The sequence below is a fragment of the Mesorhizobium sp. M0195 genome (genome assembly GCF_040322115.1).
Lineage (GTDB): Bacteria > Pseudomonadota > Alphaproteobacteria > Rhizobiales > Rhizobiaceae > Mesorhizobium.
Genome location: NZ_JAMYSV010000068.1, coordinates 1 through 1765 on the forward strand (window position 1 = coordinate 1; position 1765 = coordinate 1765).

General features: G+C 64.1%; 3 protein-coding genes. All 3 read right to left on the reverse strand.

Annotated elements, in window-relative coordinates:
• The coding region (locus NKJ12_RS31995) for a thiazole synthase (RefSeq protein WP_352707698.1) at positions 1 to 533 on the reverse strand (533 nt) is incomplete at its 3' end.
• A gap of 3 nt (positions 534 to 536) precedes the next feature.
• Positions 537 to 734 (reverse strand): sulfur carrier protein ThiS, encoded by a 198-nt coding sequence (gene thiS / locus NKJ12_RS32000; protein ID WP_352707700.1) that lies wholly within the window; start codon positions 732 to 734, stop codon positions 537 to 539.
• Entirely contained in the window at positions 703 to 1704 is a 1002-nt protein-coding gene (thiO, locus tag NKJ12_RS32005) for a glycine oxidase ThiO (protein WP_352707702.1), read from the reverse strand. Before thiO ends, thiS begins: the two co-directional genes overlap by 32 nt.
• Positions 1705 to 1765: the final 61 nt, after the last annotated feature.

Below are 1765 nucleotides of genomic sequence, written 5' to 3' on the forward strand. Positions count from 1 at the left end.
ACGCCAGGGAAATGTCCGCGCATCGAGCGCAGCGCTGTGATGTTGACCGGCCCCAGCGCCGAACCGATCGGCGCGCACCATGGCATCAAGACCTTGCAGCCCGCCTCCAGCAGCCGCTCGGCGACGACAAGGTCATCGGTGGTATAAGGGAATACATCAAAACCGTCCTCGCACAGGATGCGCGCGGCTTTGACCAGGCCGAACACGTCCGGCTGCAGCGTGTCGTGATTGCCGATCACTTCGAGCTTGATCCAGCTGGTGCCGAAGACCTCGCGCGCCATTTTCGCCGTCGTGACCGCTTCCTTGACGGAGTGACAGCCAGCAGTGTTGGGCAGGATTCTGACGCCGAGCGAGCGGATCAACGACCAGAATTTTTCGCCAGCCCTGCCGCCTGCCATCTCGCGGCGCAGCGAGACGGTCACCACCGAGGTTCCCGACGCCTTGACGGCCTCGGCAAGGATGGCCGGCGAAGGATATTGAGCGGTACCGAGAAGCAGGCGCGACGGAAGCTCGGTTCCATAAAGCTCTAACATGGTCTAACCGCCTTGCATGGGCGAGAGGATTTCGATCCGGTCGCCGTCGCTCAACTGGAATTCCGCCCGCTTGGCTTTGTGCACGAGGTCGCTGTTGACCGCCGTCGCCAGCCAATCGCCCTCATAGTCGAGCGCGACAAGCAGTTCGGCCAGCGTGGCGGCGGCAACCTCATGCGCTTCGCCGTTGACCATCAGTTTCATGAGCAAGTTCCTTGGTTGCGTCTTGATTGAAAACGAGGTCGGCAGCCTGGCGCGCCATGGCAGGGGCGAGAAGAAAACCATGGCGATAGAGTCCATTGATCGCGACGGCAGTTCCAAGTGCCTCCACGCGCGGCAGATTGTCGGGAAAGGCTGGACGGATGCCGACACCTGTTTCAACGATCCCGGCCTCGCCAAAAGCCGGGTGGAGGGCATAGGCGGCACTGAGCAGTTCCATCATCGAACGCGCCGTCACCGGTCCGGAGGACTGGCTTTCAACCATAGTCGCGCCGATCATGAACTGCGTGTCGGCACGCGGCACCGCATACAGCGGAAAGCGCGGATGCAGCAGCCTGACCGGGCGCGACAGCGAGATATCAGGCGTGCGCAGGATCAGCATTTCGCCGCGAACGCCGCGCAGCCTGTCATCGGCCGCTGCGATTCCAGTGCAGTCGATCTGACGATCGAAACCGGAAACAGGCTGGGCGTCGGCGCCGAAGCGGAATTCGACGCCCATGGCCGCGAGCTTGTCGTGAAGTGCTACCATCGCCTGGCGCGGGTCGAGATGAGCCTCATCGGGGAAGAGCAATCCGCGCCAGAAGCGGCCGGCGAGGTCGGGTTCCAGGAGTGAAATTTCATCTTCGGCGACCCGCCGATATCCCGACGTGCGGCTGGCGAACCGGTCGAGCTCGCCAGCATCACGCAGCGCGGCCACGACCAACGTTCCGGCACGTATCACCTGACCCGGTAGCACCGCATCCCACCAGTCGGCGGCGTCGCGTCCGAGATCCAGCACCGGCTGCTCGGCGCTTTCACGCTCGCACCATGGCGCGAGCATACCACCGGCGAACCACGACGCATTGCCCTCGATGGCAGGCCTTGTCTCGGCAACGGTGGTCGCCGCGCCGCGTGCGGCGAGCTCGAAGGCGGCGGTGAGGCCGGCAACGCCGGCCCCTTTGACCAGCACCCTCATGATGGCGCACGCGCCTGTGGCATGGCCGGTGCGCCGGTCTCGTCAGCCGGTATGTAGAGAT

Coding starts and splice junctions, on each gene's coding strand:
- thiS (WP_352707700.1), bottom strand. CDS start 734: ATGAAACTGATGGTCAACGGCGAAGCGCATGAGGTTGCCGCCGCCACG.
- thiO (WP_352707702.1), bottom strand. CDS start 1,704: ATGAGGGTGCTGGTCAAAGGGGCCGGCGTTGCCGGCCTCACCGCCGCC.